This is a genomic window from Bacteroides sp. AM41-16, from assembly GCF_003603495.1.
Taxonomy (GTDB): Bacteria; Bacteroidota; Bacteroidia; order Bacteroidales; family Bacteroidaceae; genus Bacteroides; species Bacteroides uniformis.
The window spans coordinates 1-2,169 of sequence record NZ_QTNE01000048.1; the positions used below are offsets into that span (position 1 = coordinate 1).

Below are 2,169 nucleotides of genomic sequence, written 5' to 3' on the forward strand. Positions count from 1 at the left end.
CGTAAAGCTGCTTAGCCATTATCTCAAATTTTAACGAACTATTGATTAAAGGGAAAGTTCCATTAAATACAAGTAAAGACTATGCCTCAGAAGTAAGTTCGTACACTAAGGGCTTAGGCATTTTTATGGTTAAGCCATGTGGGTATCAAATAACAAAAGACGGTTATTCTGACTTGAGTTCAAGTTATAAATGCAACTTTTAAAGAAAAGGATTAATAGCTGCATAAGTAATATTTTTTTCAGAGAGAAAAGAGAGACAATTCCCTCTGTTCTCTGCTGAATGGATAATGTTACTATCTTTGTTTTTATTGTCCGTCCAAAGAAATAAAAGTTGTAGATGAGTAAACATATAACCGAAAAGCAAAGGTATGCAATTTCTAAGATGTTGCAAGTTCCGATGAGTAAAAAAGATATAGCTGAAGCTATTGGAGTTGATAGGAGTAATATTTATAGAGAAATAAAACGCAATTGCGATAGTCGTAGTGGAAAATACAACCCTGATCTTGCCCAAAGAAAGGCAGATAAACGTAAGTTTGAAAAGAAGCGAAAGGAGGTATTTACACAAGCTATGAAGAAGCGTGTAAAAAAACTTCTGCGAAAGGACTTGAGCCCAGAGCAGATAGTGGGCAGAAGCCAAGTAGAAAATATAGCTATGGTATCTCACGAAACTATATATTGTTGGATATGGCAAGATAAACGACAAGGTGGGGATCTTCATAAATCTCTTAGAAGGCAAGGACGCAAATATTCAAAGCGTGGTTCTAAAAACGCAGGTAGAGGATTTATTCCGAATAGAGTGGAGATTGATCAGCGACCTTCAATTGTAGAGCAAAAAGAAAGATTTGGTGATTTAGAGATAGATACAATTATTGGAAAGAATCACAAAGGTGCTATTCTAACCATTAATGATAGAGCAACAAGCAGAGTATGGATACGTAAGCTATCAGGGAAAGAAGCCATCCCTGTAGCAAAGATTACAGTATGGGCATTACGAAAAGTAAAAAACTTAATACACACAATAACGGCTGATAATGGAAAAGAATTTGCAAAACACGAGGATATAGCACAAAAACTAGATATTAATTTCTATTTTTGTAAGCCATACCACTCTTGGGAGCGTGGTGCCAATGAAAATACTAACGGTCTTATCAGGCAGTATATCCCAAAGGGTACGGACTTTAGTGAAGTAACCAACAAGCGTATTAAATGGATTGAAAACAATCTAAATAATAGACCTCGTAAAAGACTTGGATACCTCACACCAAACGAAAAATTTAAACAAATTATTAATATGAATTCCGTTGCATTTGGAACTTGAATTCAGCAGAAGTTACTAATGACAAAAAAGAAATTGCCCGTTCGTTTTACGGGTCAGCACTTTACTATTGATAAAGTGCTAATAAAAGATGCAATAAGACAAGCAAATATAAGTAATCAGGATACGGTTTTAGATATTGGGGCAGGCAAGGGGTTCCTTACTGTTCATTTATTAAAAATCGCCAACAATGTTGTTGCTATTGAAAACGACACAGCTTTGGTTGAACATTTACGAAAATTATTTTCTGATGCCCGAAATGTTCAAGTTGTCGGTTGTGATTTTAGGAATTTTGCAGTTCCGAAATTTCCTTTCAAAGTGGTGTCAAATATTCCTTATGGCATTACTTCCGATATTTTCAAAATCCTGATGTTTGAGAGTCTTGAAAATTTTCTGGGAGGTTCAATTGTCCTTCAGTTAGAACCTACACAAAAGTTATTTTCGAGGAAGCTTTACAATCCATATACCGTTTTCTATCATACTTTTTTTGATTTGAAACTTGTCTATGAGGTAGGTCCTGAAAGTTTCTTTCCACCGCCAACTGTCAAATCAGCCCTGTTAAACATTAAAAGAAAACAGTTATTTTTTGATTTTAAGTTTAAAGCCAAATACTTAGCATTTATTTCCTGTCTGTTAGAGAAACCTGATTTATCTGTAAAAACAGCTTTAAAGTCGATTTTCAGGAAAAGTCAGGTCAGGTCAATTTCGGAAAAATTCGGTTTAAACCTTAATGCTCAAATTGTCTGTTTGTCTCCAAGTCAATGGGTAAACTGTTTTTTGGAAATGCTGGAAGTTGTCCCTGAAAAATTTCATCCTTCGTAGTTCAAAGTCGGGTGGTTGTCAAGATGATTTTT

General features: G+C 35.0%; 2 protein-coding genes and 1 pseudogene. All 3 read left to right on the forward strand.

Translation table 11 applies throughout. From position 1 onward, the window contains the following. Nucleotides 1-44: 44 nt before the first annotated feature. A pseudogene (locus DW896_RS21285) lies at nt 45-203 on the forward strand (hypothetical protein); the annotation flags it as partial. A gap of 134 nt (nt 204-337) precedes the next feature. Further along, nucleotides 338-1,318, forward strand: coding sequence for an IS30 family transposase (locus DW896_RS21290; RefSeq protein ID WP_118192121.1), 981 nt, complete (start codon nt 338-340; stop codon nt 1,316-1,318). A gap of 18 nt (nt 1,319-1,336) precedes the next feature. Next, nucleotides 1,337-2,137 (forward strand): 23S rRNA (adenine(2058)-N(6))-methyltransferase Erm(F), encoded by an 801-nt coding sequence (gene erm(F) / locus DW896_RS21295; protein WP_018666020.1) that lies wholly within the window; start codon nt 1,337-1,339, stop codon nt 2,135-2,137. Nucleotides 2,138-2,169: the final 32 nt, after the last annotated feature.

Bases quoted from the DNA above. Each gene is read 5' to 3' on its own strand.
- DW896_RS21290 (WP_118192121.1), top strand. From the start codon at position 338: ATGAGTAAACATATAACCGAAAAGCAAAGGTATGCAATTTCTAAGATG.